We start from the raw sequence: 15,302 nt of genomic DNA, 5'->3' as shown, positions 1-15,302 counted from the left end.
TGCCCTGCAGTCGTTCGCTCAGTCTTGCTTCGGCGCGGCCTGTTACGAACATCGCCAGCGTTGGACAGAGGCTGTTATCGACATAACAGCATTCTAGGTTTGCTTGCTTTGAGAGACTCGCATACTGATTTTGCTCAGCATGTTTTTTCAAATTTTCAGCTTGTTCCGGATTGTTAAAGAGCAGTATTTCGCAGCATACTTAACACGCGTTCACCCGCAGGCGTCGCCATATCAGTGTGCTCTGAAATAATTAAAGAAAAACCAGACAATCTCTCATTTCGCGGCGCGAAATGGTGGAGCTAAGCGGGATCGAACCGCTGACCCCCTGCGTGCAAAGCAGGTGCTCTCCCAGCTGAGCTATAGCCCCAAGTCGTTTCTCACCTTTTAGTAACGAATTGCTTCTTTTCAACGCCGAAAGCCGCGCATCAATAATGAATACGAAGCCTTTTCTTTTGAGAGAGAATTCAACTCGATAGCCCATTCGTTTCCAGGCAAGGCGTGGGGTCACGAAGTTTATAATAATAAACGAGTGGCGCCGCAACGCAGCATGGGAAGGAATGGTAGGCCTGAGTGGACTCGAACCACCGACCTCACCCTTATCAGGGGTGCGCTCTAACCACCTGAGCTACAAGCCTATAGAAGGTTTTTCTTGCTCAATACTGTTATCAGACAATCTGTGTGGACACGTCACTCGACGCGTATCTTTCGGTAAGGAGGTGATCCAACCGCAGGTTCCCCTACGGTTACCTTGTTACGACTTCACCCCAGTCATGAATCACAAAGTGGTAAGCGCCCTCCCGAAGGTTAAGCTACCTACTTCTTTTGCAACCCACTCCCATGGTGTGACGGGCGGTGTGTACAAGGCCCGGGAACGTATTCACCGTGGCATTCTGATCCACGATTACTAGCGATTCCGACTTCATGGAGTCGAGTTGCAGACTCCAATCCGGACTACGACGCACTTTGTGAGGTCCGCTGGCTCTCGCGAGTTCGCTTCTCTTTGTATGCGCCATTGTAGCACGTGTGTAGCCCTACTCGTAAGGGCCATGATGACTTGACGTCATCCCCACCTTCCTCCGGTTTGTCACCGGCAGTCTCCTTTGAGTTCCCACCATTACGTGCTGGCAACAAAGGATAAGGGTTGCGCTCGTTGCGGGACTTAACCCAACATTTCACAACACGAGCTGACGACAGCCATGCAGCACCTGTCTCACAGTTCCCGAAGGCACATTCGCATCTCTGCAAATTCCTGTGGATGTCAAGAGTAGGTAAGGTTCTTCGCGTTGCATCGAATTAAACCACATGCTCCACCGCTTGTGCGGGCCCCCGTCAATTCATTTGAGTTTTAACCTTGCGGCCGTACTCCCCAGGCGGTCGATTTAACGCGTTAGCTCCGAAAGCCACGGCTCAAGGCCACAACCTTCAAATCGACATCGTTTACAGCATGGACTACTGGGGTTTCTAATCCTGTTTGCTCCCCACGCTTTCGTGCCTCAGCGTCAGTTACGGCCCAGAGAGCCGCCTTCGCCACTGGTGTTCCTCCTGATATCTACGCATTTCACCGCTACACCAGGAATTCCACCATCCTCTGACACACTCTAGCTCGCCAGTATCCATTGCCATTCCCAGGTTGAGCCCGGGGCTTTCACAACAGACTTAACGAACCGCCTACGCACGCTTTACGCCCAGTAATTCCGATTAACGCTTGCACCCTCCGTATTACCGCGGCTGCTGGCACGGAGTTAGCCGGTGCTTCTTCTGCGGGTAACGTCAATGATTGAATCTATTCAACCCAACCCTTCCTCCCCGCTGAAAGTGCTTTACAACCCGAAGGCCTTCTTCACACACGCGGCATGGCTGCATCAGGCTTGCGCCCATTGTGCAATATTCCCCACTGCTGCCTCCCGTAGGAGTCTGGACCGTGTCTCAGTTCCAGTGTGGCTGGTCATCCTCTCAGACCAGCTAGGGATCGTCGCCTAGGTGAGCCGTTACCCCACCTACTAGCTAATCCCATCTGGGTTCATCCGATGGTGTGAGGCCCTAAGGTCCCCCACTTTGGTCTTGCGACGTTATGCGGTATTAGCTACCGTTTCCAGTAGTTATCCCCCTCCATCGGGCAGATCCCCAGACATTACTCACCCGTCCGCCGCTCGCCGGCAAAGTAGCAAGCTACTTTCCGCTGCCGCTCGACTTGCATGTGTTAGGCCTGCCGCCAGCGTTCAATCTGAGCCATGATCAAACTCTTCAATTAAAAGCTTGATGCTCAAAGAATCTACTGTTTCATTCATTACTGAATTAACTGGTAAACACTCTAAGACTTGTATTGTTGTGTTTCGATACGGTCTTGTGAGTGCCCACACAGATTGTCTGATAAATTGTTAAAGAGCATGCGCCGCTATGATTCAGTCTGGCGCGAGGTGGCGTATATTACGCTTTCCCCTATCAGTGTCAAGCCCGTCAGGCTTGCTTCTGACTCGTTTTCGGTCCTTGTGAAGCTGCTCACAGTCCCGGTCGATGGAGGCGCATTATAGGGATCCGATTATATTGCACAAGCGTTTTTTGATCTTTTCCAACTGATTGCTTATTTTTCAACCCCGACGTATTGATCTTAAACGATCCGGCGTCGAGATCGTCCCGGGTTTGAAGATCGAGGACCCCTGCCGCGTTCAGATCCTAGCCTGACCCGACTCGATAAAAAAAGCGATTTTGACCACATCGGTTGTTGTCATGGCGGCCATCTCGGCGATAAAGTCAGTTAAATTTATTTGCTTGAGGTAATCGTCATGTTACAACCTTCAGGATCGCTGCGCCCATACCGGGGTATGGTGCCGGAACTGGGTCAACGGGTCATGATCGATCCTTCCAGCGTCGTGATCGGGGACGTCAGGCTGGCGGATGACGTCGGCATTTGGCCGTTGGTGGCCATTCGTGGCGACGTCAACAAAGTCATCATCGGGGCAAGAACCAATATCCAGGACGGCAGCGTACTGCATGTGACCCATAAATCCGATTACAATCCGGCCGGCAACCCGTTGATCATTGGCGATGATGTTACAATAGGCCATAAAGCCATGTTGCATGGCTGCACCATCGGCAACCGGGTCTTGGTGGGCATGGGATCCATTATACTCGACGGCGCGGTGATTGAAGAGAACGTCATGATCGGCGCCGGCAGCCTGGTAGCGCCAGGGAAGCGTCTGGAAAGCGGTTATCTTTATGTGGGTAGCCCGGTCAGAAGATCCAGGGCGCTGACGCCAAATGAAATCGGCAGACTACTCTATTCATCTGATAACTATGTACGCTGGAAAGACGAGTATCTTGCCCAAGGGAGTTAAGTCGATTGCTCCTGGCGTAATAAATCTAATACCGGTTTGATTTGGGGCAGGACGCCATGCCATAACAAAAACGAATAGGCGGCCTGGCCTACCAGCATACCGAGGCCGTCAGCGTAATGCTCGCTGCCTCTATCAGCACACCACTGCAGGAAAGGCGTCAGTCCTTTCTGATAAAACATGTCATAGCAGTTTATCGACGAATTAATCAACGAGCCCGCCAGGGCCGGTACCTCGCCATGAACACCGGAAGTCGTGGCGTTAATGACGAGATCAAAATCCGGTTCGGCGAGTTCGTTTAACGGCTGTGCGTTGATAGTGCCCACATGCTGATAAAACGATACCAGCTCAAGCGCCCGTTCAAATGTCCGGTTGGTAAGCATTATTGAACAGCCGTAAGACAGCAAAGGCAAGATAACGCCGCGCGCCGCGCCGCCGGCGCCCACCAGCAGAATGCGGCTTTCCGGCCGAATCAGTTCCAGACGGCGCAAATCCGTTAACAGGCCGATGCCGTCGGTATTGTCTCCCAATAACGTTCCGTCAGACTGTTTTTTCACGGTATTCACCGCCCCGGCCTGGGACGCCCGCTCGGTCAGCTGGTCACAAAGGGCGAAGGCCCGTTCTTTGAACGGCATGGTGATATTGGCCCCTTCACCACCATCGGCAAAAAATGACCGTAAAACCTGTTCAAAATCATCCGGGGGAGCCAATACCCGGCCATAGGTATGGGGGATACCGGTTTGCTCGGCGAACAGCGCATGGATACGGGGCGATCTGCTGTGTTTTATCGGATTACCGAATACGGCATAGGTTTCCATAATCTTTTCTCGTCTTTTCAGCCTTGGCGGATAAGGGTGCCAGTCAAGGCATCTCGAATTTCGGAAGGGTTTAGCCGCCCCTCGACGTTGCCGTCCATCAGCGGAAAATCATTACCAAACTGCAGCCGTACCTCCGCCGCGGTCCGGGCAGGCTCCCGGCCGGACAGATTGGCGCTGGTGGATACCAGCGGTTTTCCGAAGGCCAGGCAGAGCTGCCGCACCGGCTCAAAAGCGCTGACGCGCACTGCCAGGGTCGAAAATTGCCCGGTAAGGTAGCGGGGCGTTTCCGGCCTGGCGGGCATGACCCAGGTCACCGGCCCCGGCCAACTGGACATAATCCGTTCCATCTGCGGATGGGTTAATGCGCTGTCGTCAATATAAGGCAGCAGCTGCCGGTACTCGGCGGCCACCAGTATCAATCCTTTGGTCCAGGGACGAAGCTTCAGCGCCAGCAATGCCCGCACCGCCGTTTCGCTGTCAGGATCGCAGCCCAGGCCGTAAACGGCTTCGGTGGGATATGCCACCACCTGGTCCCGGCCCAGTTTATTTACCAATTCGGACAGATCCGACAGATTATTCTTCATCATTCTCTTTGACTGTAACCGGTTTGCCGCAGCGTTTATCGGCACAATAAAGTATGGCGCCCCGTGAGGTATTTTTTTCTATTAACAGCGGAAAACGGCAATAAGCGCATTCCCCCGCGACAGGTTTAAAATTGACCACGAACCGGCATCGGGGGTAGGCATCGCAGGCGTAAAACGTTTTACCAAAACGGGATGTTCGCTGCACCAGATTTCCCGTCCGGCATTGCGGGCAGGTAAAAGCGGTCTCATCAGGTTTATCCGTCGCCGCGATATAATCGCAGACGGGATAGTTGGAACAACCGATAAACATGCCGTAGCGCCCCTGGCGCAACACCAGGGTCCCCTGACAGGCCGGGCAGGTCTGCCCTTCCAGCACGGTGACGATATGTCCGTCAGCATGCTGTTTTAGCGGTTTGATATAAGCGCAACGGGGGTATTGAGAGCAACCGAGGAACGGGCCATGCTGACCGGACCTGATGACGAGCTCTGCCCCGCAATCAGGGCAGCGCTCAGTGGGCCTGGCGGTAAAAAGCGCGGCTTTTGCCATAAATTCCAATCATCAGTAAGTCTGTCATTCTTTAATGCAGATGGTTTTCATCTTCCTCAAATACGAGATCTTCCATTTGCTGGTATGCATTTTCATATCCTGGGATATTAAAAAGCACCATCAGGATAACCCATTTGAGATCTTCCAGATCAAACTCAGCGGCATCCAGGGCCATGACGCGATCGATAACCATTTCACGGGTTTCAAGGTTCAGCACCTGAATCTGTTCAAGAAACAGTAAGAATCCACGACATTCCGTATCCAGGAACTGGCTCTCTTCATCGGTATAAATACGTAAAGCGAGCGGATCGGCACTCATCGTAAAGGTTTTGCTTTGCCCATCCTGTAAATCAGCCAGTTTCTCCAACCAGTTCAGCGCGTTATAAATGTCATCCTGATGAAAACCCGCACGGGTTAAATCATCGGTCAACTTATCTTGATCCACACGCATTTCGACTTCATTGTGGATATATGTCTCAAACAAGTACATTAGTACGTCGAACATGGCCTGCCCTCCTTAAACGGACATAGCCGCCGGGTACAACTGCGATCCATCCTGCTAACTCCAGCTCAAGCAGCTTAATCACTACCTCTGGCACAGGTTGGCCGGCACGTTCAGCGACGACGTCAACAGGTGTAACCTCATCTCCTACGTTAGCCAACACATCGGCAAATGGCAATTCAACTTCGCGTTCTGCCGCATAAATAATTTTATCCTGCTCCAAAGTCAGCCAATTCAGGCCGCTGCCGAGCTGATCCAGGATTTCTTTTGGCTGCGTAATCAGATAAGCGCCCTGCTGAATCAGCCAATGGGTTCCTTCGGTACCGGAATTGCCGAGCGGACCGGGCAAGGCATAGACATCCTTGCCCTGGTCGAGGGCATATCGCGCGGTAACCAGCGAGCCGCTTCTGGCGGCGGCCTCCACCACCAGCACCCCGAGGCTCAGCCCGCTGATGATCCGGTTACGATAGGGGAAATGGCTCGCCAGAGGCGCCGCGTCCAAAACAAACTCCGAAACCAGCGCGCCGCCCTCCCCAACGATACGCTCGGCGAGCTTATGGTGCTGCGCCGGATAGACGTTCTGCAGCCCGCTGCCCAATACCGCGACGGTACGCCCCTTGGCGTCCAATGCCGCACGATGGCTGATACCATCGATGCCCAGCGCCAGCCCGCTGGTAATGGTGAGACCGCACCGGGACAGCGCCGCGGCAAAACAGGATCCCCACTGCTCCCCGTATACCGTATAGCGGCGGCTGCCGACCATGGCCAGCTGCTTTGAGTTCAGGCAGCCAATATCTCCTTTGACAAACAGCGCGGGAGGCGGACAGGCGAGATTTCGAAGCCGGTGGGGATAAGCCTCATCGGAAAAGCTGACAAAATGGTGGCCGGGATGCTCCAGCCAGCGAAGCGCAGCTTCGATATTGGCGGAAGGATACTGATGAAATCGCTGGCGCTGGCGAGGAGTAAGGTAGGCAAAAAGCGCCCCTTGCCGATCAAAGTCAGCGGAGAGCGGCAATTGTGACAGACATTCAAACGCCTTTGCGCCATTCAAGCCCTTTACCGCCGCCAGGCGCATCCATATTTCCATTAACGTCATGCTGACCTCTGCATCCGTGCGTATTGCCGGTGACGCGACATTTATGCACCGATGCTGTCAATCAGGACGGGAAATGTCTAGAATAAGAGGTGGAATAGTTTTCATAATCGGACGCAGATATAGACTCATATGCCAGTATTGCAGGTATTACATTATCCAGATGAGCGGCTTCGCATTGTTGCGAAACCGGTAAAAGAAGTTAATGACGCTATTCGCCGTATTGTGGATGATATGTTTGAAACCATGTACGTCGAAGAGGGAATTGGCCTGGCCGCAACCCAGGTCAATATACATCAGCGTATTATCGTCATAGATGTATCGGAGACCCATGATCAGCGTCATGTCTTGATAAACCCTGAGCTGCTGAGCAAAAGCGGCGAGACCGGGATTGAGGAAGGGTGCCTGTCGATCCCCGATCAACGGGGTTTTGTGCCCCGGGCCGAAAAAGTGACAGTGCGTGCGCTGAATCGGGAAGGAGAGTCATTCGAGCTTGAAGCGGACGGGCTGTTGGCCATTTGTATCCAGCATGAGATGGACCATCTGGTAGGTAAATTGTTTGTCGACTATCTTTCGCCCTTAAAGCGTCAGCGTATACGTCAGAAAATGGAAAAGATGGCGAAGATCAACGCCCGCGCCGAAAAATAATCGTCGCCATACAGGAATTAACGTGTCCGATTCTCTACGTGTCATTTTTGCCGGTACGCCCGATTTCGCCGCGCGCCATCTCAGCGCATTGCTCGGTTCCAGACATAAAGTCGTCGGGGTGTTTACCCAGCCGGATCGCCCGGCCGGCCGGGGCAACCGGCTTACGGCCAGCCCGGTCAAGGAGCTGGCGCAGCAGCATCACCTGCCGGTCTTCCAGCCAAAATCATTACGCCCGCCGGAAAATCAGCGCCTGGTGGCGGAGCTGGCAGCGGATATCATGGTGGTGGTGGCCTATGGCTTGATTCTGCCTCAGGCAGTGCTGGATATGCCGCGTCTGGGATGCCTGAACGTCCATGGCTCACTGTTGCCGCGCTGGCGGGGCGCGGCGCCAATCCAACGCGCCCTGTGGGCCGGCGATGACGCCACGGGTATCACCATCATGCAAATGGATGCCGGTCTTGATACCGGCGCGATGCTGCTGAAACTTTCCTGCCCCATCACCCCGGAAGACACCAGCGCCAGCCTGTATGAAAAATTGGCGGCTCTCGGCCCCGGCGCCCTGCTCGATACCCTTGACCGCAGCGCCGCGGGTCATTTGGCGCCGGAAAAACAAGACGAGAGCCGGGCGACCTACGCCGAAAAGTTAACCAAGGAAGAAGCACGCCTGAATTGGCAATTGCCCGCGGCCGACCTGGAACGCTGCGTGCGCGCCTTTAACCCCTGGCCCGTCAGCTTTATCACGATCGCCGGTCAGCCGGTGAAAATCTGGCGGTCGGCGGTGGAGGATACGGCCGCGGACGCTTCTCCCGATGCGATTCCCGGCACCATCGTCCGTGCTGACAAGAACGGCATCCTGGTGGCCACGGCTCAGGGCGCGCTCAATCTCCTATTATTGCAACCCGCGGGCAAAAAACCCATGTCGGCGCAGGATTTGCTTAATTCGCGCCGTGAATGGTTTACTCCGGGTACAATTCTGGTCTGATTTTTACAGGGGGTTATCGCCCGGTTTTTGCAAGAAAAACCGGGCGGTTACGTTCCGGCTGTTTCCACCATCCTCCGGTCAATTATGAATAAACATTATAACCTCCGCGCATTGGCGGCGAAGGCTGTCGCCCAGGTGCTCGATCAAGGATTATCCCTCAGCCAGGTGTTGCCGTCGCTGCAAACGCCCCTGGCCGACAAGGATCGCGCATTATTGCAGGAGCTATGTTTTGGTATTTTACGCACGCTGCCGCAGCTTGAAGGATACATCAGGCAACTGATGGCCAAACCGCTCACCGGCAAACAGCGAACGGTGCATTACCTGCTGATGGTGGGCATATATCAATTACTCTTTACCCGAATTCCCCCTCATGCCGCGCTGGCGGAAACCGTCGACGGCGCAGTTGCGTTGAAGCACCCGCAGCTCAAGGGGCTGGTGAACGGCGTATTGCGCCAATTCCAGCGGCGACATGAAGAACTGATGGTCGCCGACGACCGCCAGGAGAGCCGTTTTCTTCATCCCTCGTGGCTGGCTAGACGGCTGCAGGCCGCTTACCCCGAAGAAGCCTCGGCCATTATGGACGCCAACAATCAGCGGCCCCCTATGTGGCTGCGCGTTAACCGGCTGTTCAACAGCCGCGATGAATACCTGCAGCTGCTGGCCGGGGAGGATATCATCGCCTACCCCCACCCTGCGCTGCCGGAGGCGGTCAGGCTGGAAACTCCCTGTAATGTCGGTCGGCTGCCGGGCTTTGATCGCGGCTGGGTGACGGTACAGGATGCGGCGGCGCAAGGCTGCGCGCTGTGGCTTGATCCGCAGGCGGGGGAAGATATTCTGGATTTATGCGCCGCGCCGGGAGGAAAAACCACCCATATATTGGAGCTGGCTCCCTTGGCCCGGGTCACTGCCGTGGATGTGGATACCCAGAGGGCCGGCCGGATCAAAGAAAACCTGCAGCGTCTCGGACAGCATGCTAATGTCATCGTCGGTGACGGACGAATGCCGGCGCAGTGGAGCGAGGGGCAAACGTGGGACCGTATTTTGCTGGATGCGCCCTGCTCCGCCACCGGCGTTATCCGGCGGCATCCCGATATCAAATGGCTGCGCCGCGACAGCGATATTGCCGAACTGGCCGCGCTGCAACGGCAAATTCTGACCGCCATTTGGCCGCGGCTTAAACCCGGCGGGACGCTGCTGTATGCCACCTGTTCGGTGTTGCCGGAAGAAAATCGCGAACAGATCCGGCGCTTTTTGCAGGAAAATGCCGATGCCGAACTCGCCGGCACGGGTGACGCCGAGCAACCCGGTTTACAATGTTTGCCGGCCCCGAATGAGGGCGATGGTTTCTTTTACGCTAAGATAACGAAAGGGCAAACAGCCGATAACCCGGCGCGGACAAAATAAGTATGAAGAGTCGATAATGAAAATAATCATCCTTGGTGCGGGACAGGTTGGCGGCACGCTGGCGGAAAACCTGGCGGGGGAGAACAACGATATTACTATCGTCGATACCAACCCCAACCCTCTGCGACAGCTGCAGGATAAGTTCGATTTACGGACCATCCAGGGCCATGCTTCGCATCCCAGGGTGCTCCGGGAAGCCGGCGCGGAAGACGCGGACATGCTGGTCGCCGTCACCAACTCCGACGAAACCAATATGGTGGCCTGCCAGATTGCCTATACCCTGTTCAAAACTCCCAACCGTATCGCGCGCATTCGTTCGGCGGATTATATCCGGGAATCCGCCAGGCTCTTTTCGACGGAAGTCGTGCCTATCGATCACTTGATATCACCCGAGCAGCTGGTTATTGAAAGCATCTATAAGCTGGTGGAATACCCCGGTGCGCTGCAGGTAGTGAATTTTGCCCAGGGCAAAGTCAGCATCGCGGCGGTGAAGGCCTATTATGGCGGTCCGCTGGTAGGTAACGCCCTGTCTTCCCTGCGCGAGCATATGCCGCATATCGACACCCGCGTCGCCGCCATATTTAGGCAGGATCGGCCGATTCGTCCCCAGGGATCCACGGTTATCGAGGCGGGGGATGTAGTGTTTTTTGTGGCCGCATCGCCGCATATCAGGGCGGTAATGAGCGAACTCCAGCGACTGGAAAAACCCTATAAACGTATCATGATCGTCGGCGGCGGCAATATAGGCGCCGGATTGGCGCAGCGGCTGGAGAAGGATTACAGCGTAAAACTGATTGAACGCGATCAGCAGCGGGCGGCTGAGCTGGCGGAACTGTTGCAGGATACCATCGTATTTTACGGCGATGCATCCGATCAGGAGCTGCTGGCGGAAGAGCATATTGAACAAATCGATGTGTTTATCGCCATCACCAATGATGACGAAGCCAACATTATGTCCGCCATGCTGGCCAAACGCATGGGCGCCAAAAAAGTGCTGGTATTGATTCAACGCCGCGCCTATGTGGATCTGGTGCAGGGCAGCGTGATCGATATCGCCATCTCGCCGCAGCAGGCCACGATCTCAGCGCTGTTGGGCCATGTGCGAAAAGCGGATATTGTCAGCGTGTCCTCGTTACGCCGTGGGGTGGCTGAGGCCATAGAGGCTATCGCCCACGGCGATGAGAGCACGTCAAAAGTAGTGGGTCGGGCTATCGACGCCATCAAATTGCCCCCCGGCACGGTTATTGGCGCTATCGTCCGGGGCGACGAGGTGATCATAGCCAATAAAAACAGTCATATTCAGCAAGGGGATCATGTGATTATGTTTTTGACCGACAAAAAATTCATTACCGATGTGGAACGCTTATTCCAACCTAGCCCCTTCTTTCTATAAAAAATATTAATGTGTTTTAACATAACAATATTTCAGTCATTTTTAAGTTGCCCGGCTCTAGCGCCGGGCAATGAAGAAAAGGCCGCCCAGATCTACAAAAACGCCGCTGTAAAATAAAGGGCCCATTCTTATTAGGGATATTATCCCGCCCGATCGTTGACAGGACGCTTAATGTCGGACTATTCCTTATATTGAGGGCCCGATAACCTTCACCTTCGAAGCATTCTGGTAAAATAATGATCCTTTGTTAGAATTAATTTGTTATTAACCTAAGGGAACAAGCCTATGAGTTTTTTGCAGGAATTTCGTAAATTTGCCATGCGCGGCAACGTAGTAGACCTGGCGGTAGGTGTGATTATCGGTGCTGCTTTCGGCAGAATCGTCTCGTCACTGGTGGCAAACGTCATTATGCCGCCTCTGGGATTGCTGATTGGCGGTGTCGATTTCAAACAGTTTGCCTGGGTGTTAAAACCGGCGCAGGGAGATACGCCGGCGGTAGTGATGCAATACGGCATTTTTCTGCAAAATATTTTTGACTTCATTATTGTCGCGCTGGCCGTATTTTGCGTGGTCAAACTGATCAACAGCATGCATCGTAAACAGGAGGAGGCGCCGGCCGCGCCGCCGCCCCCCAGCGCTGAGGAAACGTTACTGACCGAAATTCGGGATTTGTTAAAACAGCAGCAGCAAACCCAGGCCGGTAGACCGATAGAATAAGCGTGGATATCAAGTCCCTATTTCCCGCCGGGCGTTGCGACAAAGACAACGGGACAATGCGGACAGGACATTAGTTCGCGCGGGAATGGTATGCAGGCAGAAGGGCAGTGGTAAAATCACGTGAAATAATTTTGCCACTGCCCTCCCAGTCGCGGGCCTTTGCGTTTTTTCCTTTGCGGCAATAACTGCCTTTGCCCTTGAGATTTTTTTCGCGGCGCTGGCGAAACAACGGGTCGTTGAGGAGTGCCGCCAGGGCATTGTCCTTGATGATGCCTTTAGTGTGTTGATACTTGTCAGCCATGATGTTCTCTTCCTGCTGTCTTAATGGTATGAAAAGTTAAGCCTGGCACTGGGTGCCTTTTCGCTGCGGGCGCAATTATAGCAAATCGTTTTCTACGTTGCTCATTCCATCCTCTGCCGTTGATAGGCGGTAGGGCCAATTATGGCATCTCTCTATTTCCCCGTTTTACTGAAACGTCGCTGCAGCTGCGGCTGATACCCCTGATGCAGAAAATCAGTGCTCAACCCAGCCTGACGGAGCTTGATTTCCAGCAGCCTTAACCGCGCGGCGATCTCGGTATGCCTGGCGTCGCTATCTTCAATGCCCTGCAATAAATCCTTGAGCTGCAGCGCATCTTTACGGTCCTGTAATTCCGGCGGCAAATAGCCGGCATTTTTCAACAGGCGATAACCGGTGCGCAACTCCTCCGGTACGGCACTATCATCATCAAGCTGCAGGGGCCTGCCGTATCCAGGCAAATTATCAAAATCGCCGTTCTTCTGCGCTTGCTGAATATGTTGCTCGGCCCATTCATCGAATAACCACATCGTCTAAGCCACTCCTTATCTATATAGCTTCCCGGTTAAGAATAACGCATTGGGCAATCGATGATAAGAGGCACGGGAATAAGGTGCAGCATTGCGGCGGTTCAATGACACCCTGGAACTGCCTGGCATTGCTTATATTGAAAGACCGCCCGTCATTCACCGAATGGCTGTTTACCCAGCACGCCGGTGACATGGTCAACAAAGCAGGTGATGCGCGATGCCAGCGTCGTGTTGCGGTAGTACACCGCGTTGATGGGCTGACGCACGTCAAGGGTTTGCGTGGAGAACAATTGAACCAGCCGCCCACTCTGGCGGTCCTCGCGGGTCATGAAGTCAGAAAGGCAGACGATGCCGAGGCCGGACAGCGCCATGTGCCTGAGTGTCTCACCGCTGGACGATGCAATCGATGGCTTGATGTGCAAGGTGACCCCACTCGCTTCGCGCAGTGGCCAATCGTTCAGAGATTCGGGATGATTAAATCCCAGAAGAGCATGTGTCCCGAGCTGGGCCAGCGTAGTCGGCATACCATAGCGTGTCAGATAGTCCGGACTTGCGAGCACGCGGACACGACTACTACCGATGGGGCGTGCGTGTAGAGTAGAGTCTTTCAGGGGCCCGATGCGGAACGCCACGTCGGTACGCCTTTCGATCAAATCGATAATGCCCTCGGTCGAGTGGAGCTCCAGCTCTATGTCCGGGTAGCGGGTACGGAACCCCTCCAGCAGCGGCACGATAACGTGCAGCATGAAAGGAGTAGCCGCATCAACCCGCAGCCGTCCGGCAGGCCGCATCCGTCTTGCCGCCATTTGCTCTTCGGCTTCATCAACCGAGGCAAGGATAGTGCGCGCGTGCTGCAAAAAGTCCGTTCCCTCCTCAGTCAGCTCCAGCCGCCGCGTGGTGCGCCGCAGCAGGGTCGTCTGTAACTTTTCCTCCAAACGACTGAGCGTACGGCTGGTAGCCGAAATGGTCAGGTCCAGTTGTTCCGCCGCTGCGGTGATTGAGCCCGTGTCTACAACGGCAACAAACGCTTGTAATTCGTCTAAGGTAGTTTTCATTATTGATTTTATATCAAAAGAATTTGGCTTATACAGGGCTTAATCTACAAATGTAAACCCAGCATACTGTGACCCTTGTTCAATATCCTGAATCACAACCATACCACTTGCACTGCTTGCCGTCGTGCCGCCGGTGGATTCAGCATCGGCGTCGAGGCCCCACTCGACAACGACTGGTACCTGTTGTCCCTTTTCCCTACCCAAGCCACCGGCGCGGCTGCGCCGGTCGCGGAGACCCATCATGTCTGATATCCAAGACCCGCTATTTCAACCCTATTTCCTGGGTGGCCTCGAACTGCCCAACCGCATCGTGATGCCGCCGATGACCCGCTCGCGCGCCAGTCAACCTGGCGACGAGCCGAACGATCTGATGGCCGCTTATTACGCGCAGCGTGCCGGCGCCGGTCTGATCGTCAGCGAAGGCACCTGGATCTCCCCGCTCGGCAAAGGCTATGCATGGACGCCGGGCATCCATACGCCTGCGCAGCTCGCCGGCTGGCGCAAGGTGACCCAAGCCACGCACGCCGCGGGCGGACGCATATTCGCGCAGCTCTGGCACGTCGGCCGCCTGAGCCACATCAGCCTGCTCGAAGGGCAGTCCCCGGTATCGTCCACGGCCATCCAGGCCGAGGGCGTGAATGTCTTTGTTGCTGAAAGCGACGGTATGCCGAGCTTTGTGCCGGCATCCAAACCGCGCGCGCTGCAGGTGGAAGAAATCCACGCCATTGTCGATGAGTTCCGCCAGGCCGCACGCAACGCGATGGCCGCAGGCTTTGACGGTGTTGAACTGCACGGCGCCAACGGCTACCTGATCAACCAGTTCATCGACTCCGGCGCCAACGGCCGAAGCGATGAGTATGGCGGCTCGCTGGAGAACCGTCTGCGTTTTCTCGGCGAGGTAGCGCAAGCCCTGGTGGAGGGCACTGGCGACCAGACCCGCGTCGGTATTCGCCTGGCCCCGCTGACCACCCTCAACGGCTGCGTCGATGATGACCCAGAGACCACCTACACCGCAGCGGCAAAGCTGCTGGGCGAAATCGGCGTGGGCTATATCCACATCGCCGAGGCAGACTGGGACGATGCGCCGGATATGCCGATCGATTTCAAGCAGCGGCTTCGGGAGGTGTTCCCCGGCACGCTGATTTACGCCGGCCACTACAACGCGGAGCGCGCCCGCACGGCGTTGCGTGAAGGCTGGGCGGATTTGATCGGTTTCGGCCGTCCGTTCGTGGCTAATCCCGACCTACCGCAGCGTCTGCGCACCGGAGCGCAACTCAATATGCATGACCGCGACACCCTGTTCGGCGGCGGCGCGCACGGTTTGACCGACTATCCCACGCTGGGCCTGAAGCCCGACCAGTGATGTTTCAGGCGCCCGGCGCAATTGAGTAGGAGGCGG

At 55.1% G+C, this 15,302-nt stretch carries 15 protein-coding genes, 2 tRNA genes and 1 rRNA gene; 7 read left to right on the top strand and 11 right to left on the bottom strand.

Translation table 11 applies throughout. From position 1 onward, the window contains the following. Nucleotides 1-291: 291 nt before the first annotated feature. The 3 genes from GTU79_RS02780 to GTU79_RS02770 all read right to left on the bottom strand — a co-directional run bounded on the left by GTU79_RS02780 (nt 292) and on the right by GTU79_RS02770 (nt 2,251). Nucleotides 292-367, bottom strand: a tRNA-Ala gene (locus tag GTU79_RS02780). Nucleotides 368-558: 191 nt separating this feature from the next. Next, nucleotides 559-635, bottom strand: a tRNA-Ile gene (locus GTU79_RS02775). A gap of 74 nt (nt 636-709) precedes the next feature. Beyond that, nucleotides 710-2,251: ribosomal RNA gene (locus GTU79_RS02770) — 16S ribosomal RNA — on the bottom strand. Nucleotides 2,252-2,783: 532 nt separating this feature from the next. On the opposite strand from GTU79_RS02770, the gene GTU79_RS02765 reads away from it, so the two are divergent. After that, entirely contained in the window at nt 2,784-3,335 is a 552-nt protein-coding gene (locus tag GTU79_RS02765) for a gamma carbonic anhydrase family protein (protein ID WP_203522935.1), read from the top strand. Here the strand turns inward: GTU79_RS02765 and aroE are convergent. Genes aroE through dprA form a run of 5 tightly spaced genes read right to left on the bottom strand, consistent with a single transcriptional unit; the run spans nt 3,332 to nt 6,879 of the window. Then, on the bottom strand, nt 3,332-4,150 hold the full coding sequence (aroE, locus tag GTU79_RS02760; RefSeq protein WP_203522936.1) for a shikimate dehydrogenase: 819 nt from the start codon (nt 4,148-4,150) through the stop codon (nt 3,332-3,334). The genes GTU79_RS02765 and aroE overlap by 4 nt on opposite strands. Nucleotides 4,151-4,167: 17 nt before the next feature. Beyond that, nucleotides 4,168-4,737, bottom strand: a complete 570-nt coding sequence (gene tsaC, locus GTU79_RS02755; RefSeq protein ID WP_203522937.1) for an L-threonylcarbamoyladenylate synthase type 1 TsaC — start codon at nt 4,735-4,737, stop codon at nt 4,168-4,170. Then, nucleotides 4,724-5,281 carry a DNA topoisomerase family protein gene (locus tag GTU79_RS02750; RefSeq protein ID WP_132923628.1) on the bottom strand — a complete coding sequence of 186 codons (558 nt, stop codon included), beginning with the start codon at nt 5,279-5,281 and terminating at the stop codon, nt 4,724-4,726. Before GTU79_RS02750 ends, tsaC begins: the two co-directional genes overlap by 14 nt. Before the next feature lie 31 nt (nt 5,282-5,312). Further along, entirely contained in the window at nt 5,313-5,786 is a 474-nt protein-coding gene (locus GTU79_RS02745) for a DUF494 family protein (RefSeq protein ID WP_132923629.1), read from the bottom strand. Next, a complete protein-coding gene (dprA, locus tag GTU79_RS02740; RefSeq protein WP_203522938.1) occupies nt 5,758-6,879 on the bottom strand; it encodes a DNA-protecting protein DprA in 1,122 nt (373 codons plus the stop codon). The genes GTU79_RS02745 and dprA overlap by 29 nt, the downstream gene beginning before the upstream one ends. 129 nt (nt 6,880-7,008) lie before the next feature. On the opposite strand from dprA, the gene def reads away from it, so the two are divergent. The 5 genes from def (at nt 7,009) to mscL (ending at nt 12,020) form a co-directional block, all read left to right on the top strand. Beyond that, nucleotides 7,009-7,524 carry a peptide deformylase gene (gene def, locus GTU79_RS02735; RefSeq protein WP_132923631.1) on the top strand — a complete coding sequence of 172 codons (516 nt, stop codon included), beginning with the start codon at nt 7,009-7,011 and terminating at the stop codon, nt 7,522-7,524. 22 nt (nt 7,525-7,546) lie between these two features. Beyond that, nucleotides 7,547-8,506, top strand: coding sequence for a methionyl-tRNA formyltransferase (gene fmt, locus GTU79_RS02730; protein ID WP_203522939.1), 960 nt, complete (start codon nt 7,547-7,549; stop codon nt 8,504-8,506). Between the two features lie 84 nt (nt 8,507-8,590). After that, a complete protein-coding gene (rsmB, locus tag GTU79_RS02725; protein ID WP_203522940.1) occupies nt 8,591-9,910 on the top strand; it encodes a 16S rRNA (cytosine(967)-C(5))-methyltransferase RsmB in 1,320 nt (439 codons plus the stop codon). A 16-nt stretch (nt 9,911-9,926) separates the two neighbouring features. Next, entirely contained in the window at nt 9,927-11,303 is a 1,377-nt protein-coding gene (gene trkA, locus GTU79_RS02720) for a Trk system potassium transporter TrkA (protein ID WP_214513683.1), read from the top strand. Between the two features lie 285 nt (nt 11,304-11,588). Continuing rightward, nucleotides 11,589-12,020, top strand: coding sequence for a large-conductance mechanosensitive channel protein MscL (gene mscL, locus GTU79_RS02715; protein ID WP_132923635.1), 432 nt, complete (start codon nt 11,589-11,591; stop codon nt 12,018-12,020). Between the two features lie 70 nt (nt 12,021-12,090). Here the strand turns inward: mscL and GTU79_RS02710 are convergent, their stop codons facing one another. The 3 genes from GTU79_RS02710 to GTU79_RS02700 all read right to left on the bottom strand — a co-directional run bounded on the left by GTU79_RS02710 (nt 12,091) and on the right by GTU79_RS02700 (nt 13,903). After that, nucleotides 12,091-12,321: an alternative ribosome-rescue factor A gene (locus GTU79_RS02710; protein WP_203522941.1), complete on the bottom strand. Its 231-nt coding sequence runs from the start codon at nt 12,319-12,321 to the stop codon at nt 12,091-12,093. 152 nt (nt 12,322-12,473) lie between these two features. Continuing rightward, nucleotides 12,474-12,848 (bottom strand): DnaJ family domain-containing protein, encoded by a 375-nt coding sequence (locus GTU79_RS02705; RefSeq protein WP_132923637.1) that lies wholly within the window; start codon nt 12,846-12,848, stop codon nt 12,474-12,476. Nucleotides 12,849-13,000: 152 nt separating this feature from the next. Continuing rightward, nucleotides 13,001-13,903, bottom strand: coding sequence for a LysR family transcriptional regulator (locus GTU79_RS02700; RefSeq protein ID WP_132923638.1), 903 nt, complete (start codon nt 13,901-13,903; stop codon nt 13,001-13,003). Between the two features lie 241 nt (nt 13,904-14,144). On the opposite strand from GTU79_RS02700, the gene GTU79_RS02695 reads away from it, so the two are divergent. Then, nucleotides 14,145-15,266: an alkene reductase gene (locus GTU79_RS02695; RefSeq protein WP_203522942.1), complete on the top strand. Its 1,122-nt coding sequence runs from the start codon at nt 14,145-14,147 to the stop codon at nt 15,264-15,266. The last annotated feature ends 36 nt before the right edge of the window (nt 15,267-15,302 follow it).

Source organism: Sodalis ligni, from assembly GCF_016865525.2.
Taxonomy (GTDB): domain Bacteria; phylum Pseudomonadota; class Gammaproteobacteria; order Enterobacterales; family Enterobacteriaceae; genus Acerihabitans; species Acerihabitans ligni.
The sequence above is the reverse complement of the archived record's forward strand: the minus strand, read 5'-3'. Positions and strand labels throughout refer to the sequence as shown.

What these genes read in the sequence shown, in the direction of transcription:
- GTU79_RS02700 (WP_132923638.1), bottom strand. Translation starts at nt 13,903, where the DNA reads ATGAAAACTACCTTAGACGAATTACAAGCGTTTGTTGCCGTTGTAGAC.
- GTU79_RS02705 (WP_132923637.1), bottom strand. Translation starts at nt 12,848, where the DNA reads ATGTGGTTATTCGATGAATGGGCCGAGCAACATATTCAGCAAGCGCAG.
- GTU79_RS02750 (WP_132923628.1), bottom strand. Translation starts at nt 5,281, where the DNA reads ATGGCAAAAGCCGCGCTTTTTACCGCCAGGCCCACTGAGCGCTGCCCT.
- trkA (WP_214513683.1), top strand. Translation starts at nt 9,927, where the DNA reads ATGAAAATAATCATCCTTGGTGCGGGACAGGTTGGCGGCACGCTGGCG.
- rsmB (WP_203522940.1), top strand. Translation starts at nt 8,591, where the DNA reads ATGAATAAACATTATAACCTCCGCGCATTGGCGGCGAAGGCTGTCGCC.
- GTU79_RS02695 (WP_203522942.1), top strand. Translation starts at nt 14,145, where the DNA reads ATGTCTGATATCCAAGACCCGCTATTTCAACCCTATTTCCTGGGTGGC.
- def (WP_132923631.1), top strand. Translation starts at nt 7,009, where the DNA reads ATGCCAGTATTGCAGGTATTACATTATCCAGATGAGCGGCTTCGCATT.
- GTU79_RS02710 (WP_203522941.1), bottom strand. Translation starts at nt 12,321, where the DNA reads ATGGCTGACAAGTATCAACACACTAAAGGCATCATCAAGGACAATGCC.
- tsaC (WP_203522937.1), bottom strand. Translation starts at nt 4,737, where the DNA reads ATGATGAAGAATAATCTGTCGGATCTGTCCGAATTGGTAAATAAACTG.
- aroE (WP_203522936.1), bottom strand. Translation starts at nt 4,150, where the DNA reads ATGGAAACCTATGCCGTATTCGGTAATCCGATAAAACACAGCAGATCG.
- GTU79_RS02745 (WP_132923629.1), bottom strand. Translation starts at nt 5,786, where the DNA reads ATGTTCGACGTACTAATGTACTTGTTTGAGACATATATCCACAATGAA.
- GTU79_RS02765 (WP_203522935.1), top strand. Translation starts at nt 2,784, where the DNA reads ATGTTACAACCTTCAGGATCGCTGCGCCCATACCGGGGTATGGTGCCG.
- dprA (WP_203522938.1), bottom strand. Translation starts at nt 6,879, where the DNA reads ATGACGTTAATGGAAATATGGATGCGCCTGGCGGCGGTAAAGGGCTTG.
- mscL (WP_132923635.1), top strand. Translation starts at nt 11,589, where the DNA reads ATGAGTTTTTTGCAGGAATTTCGTAAATTTGCCATGCGCGGCAACGTA.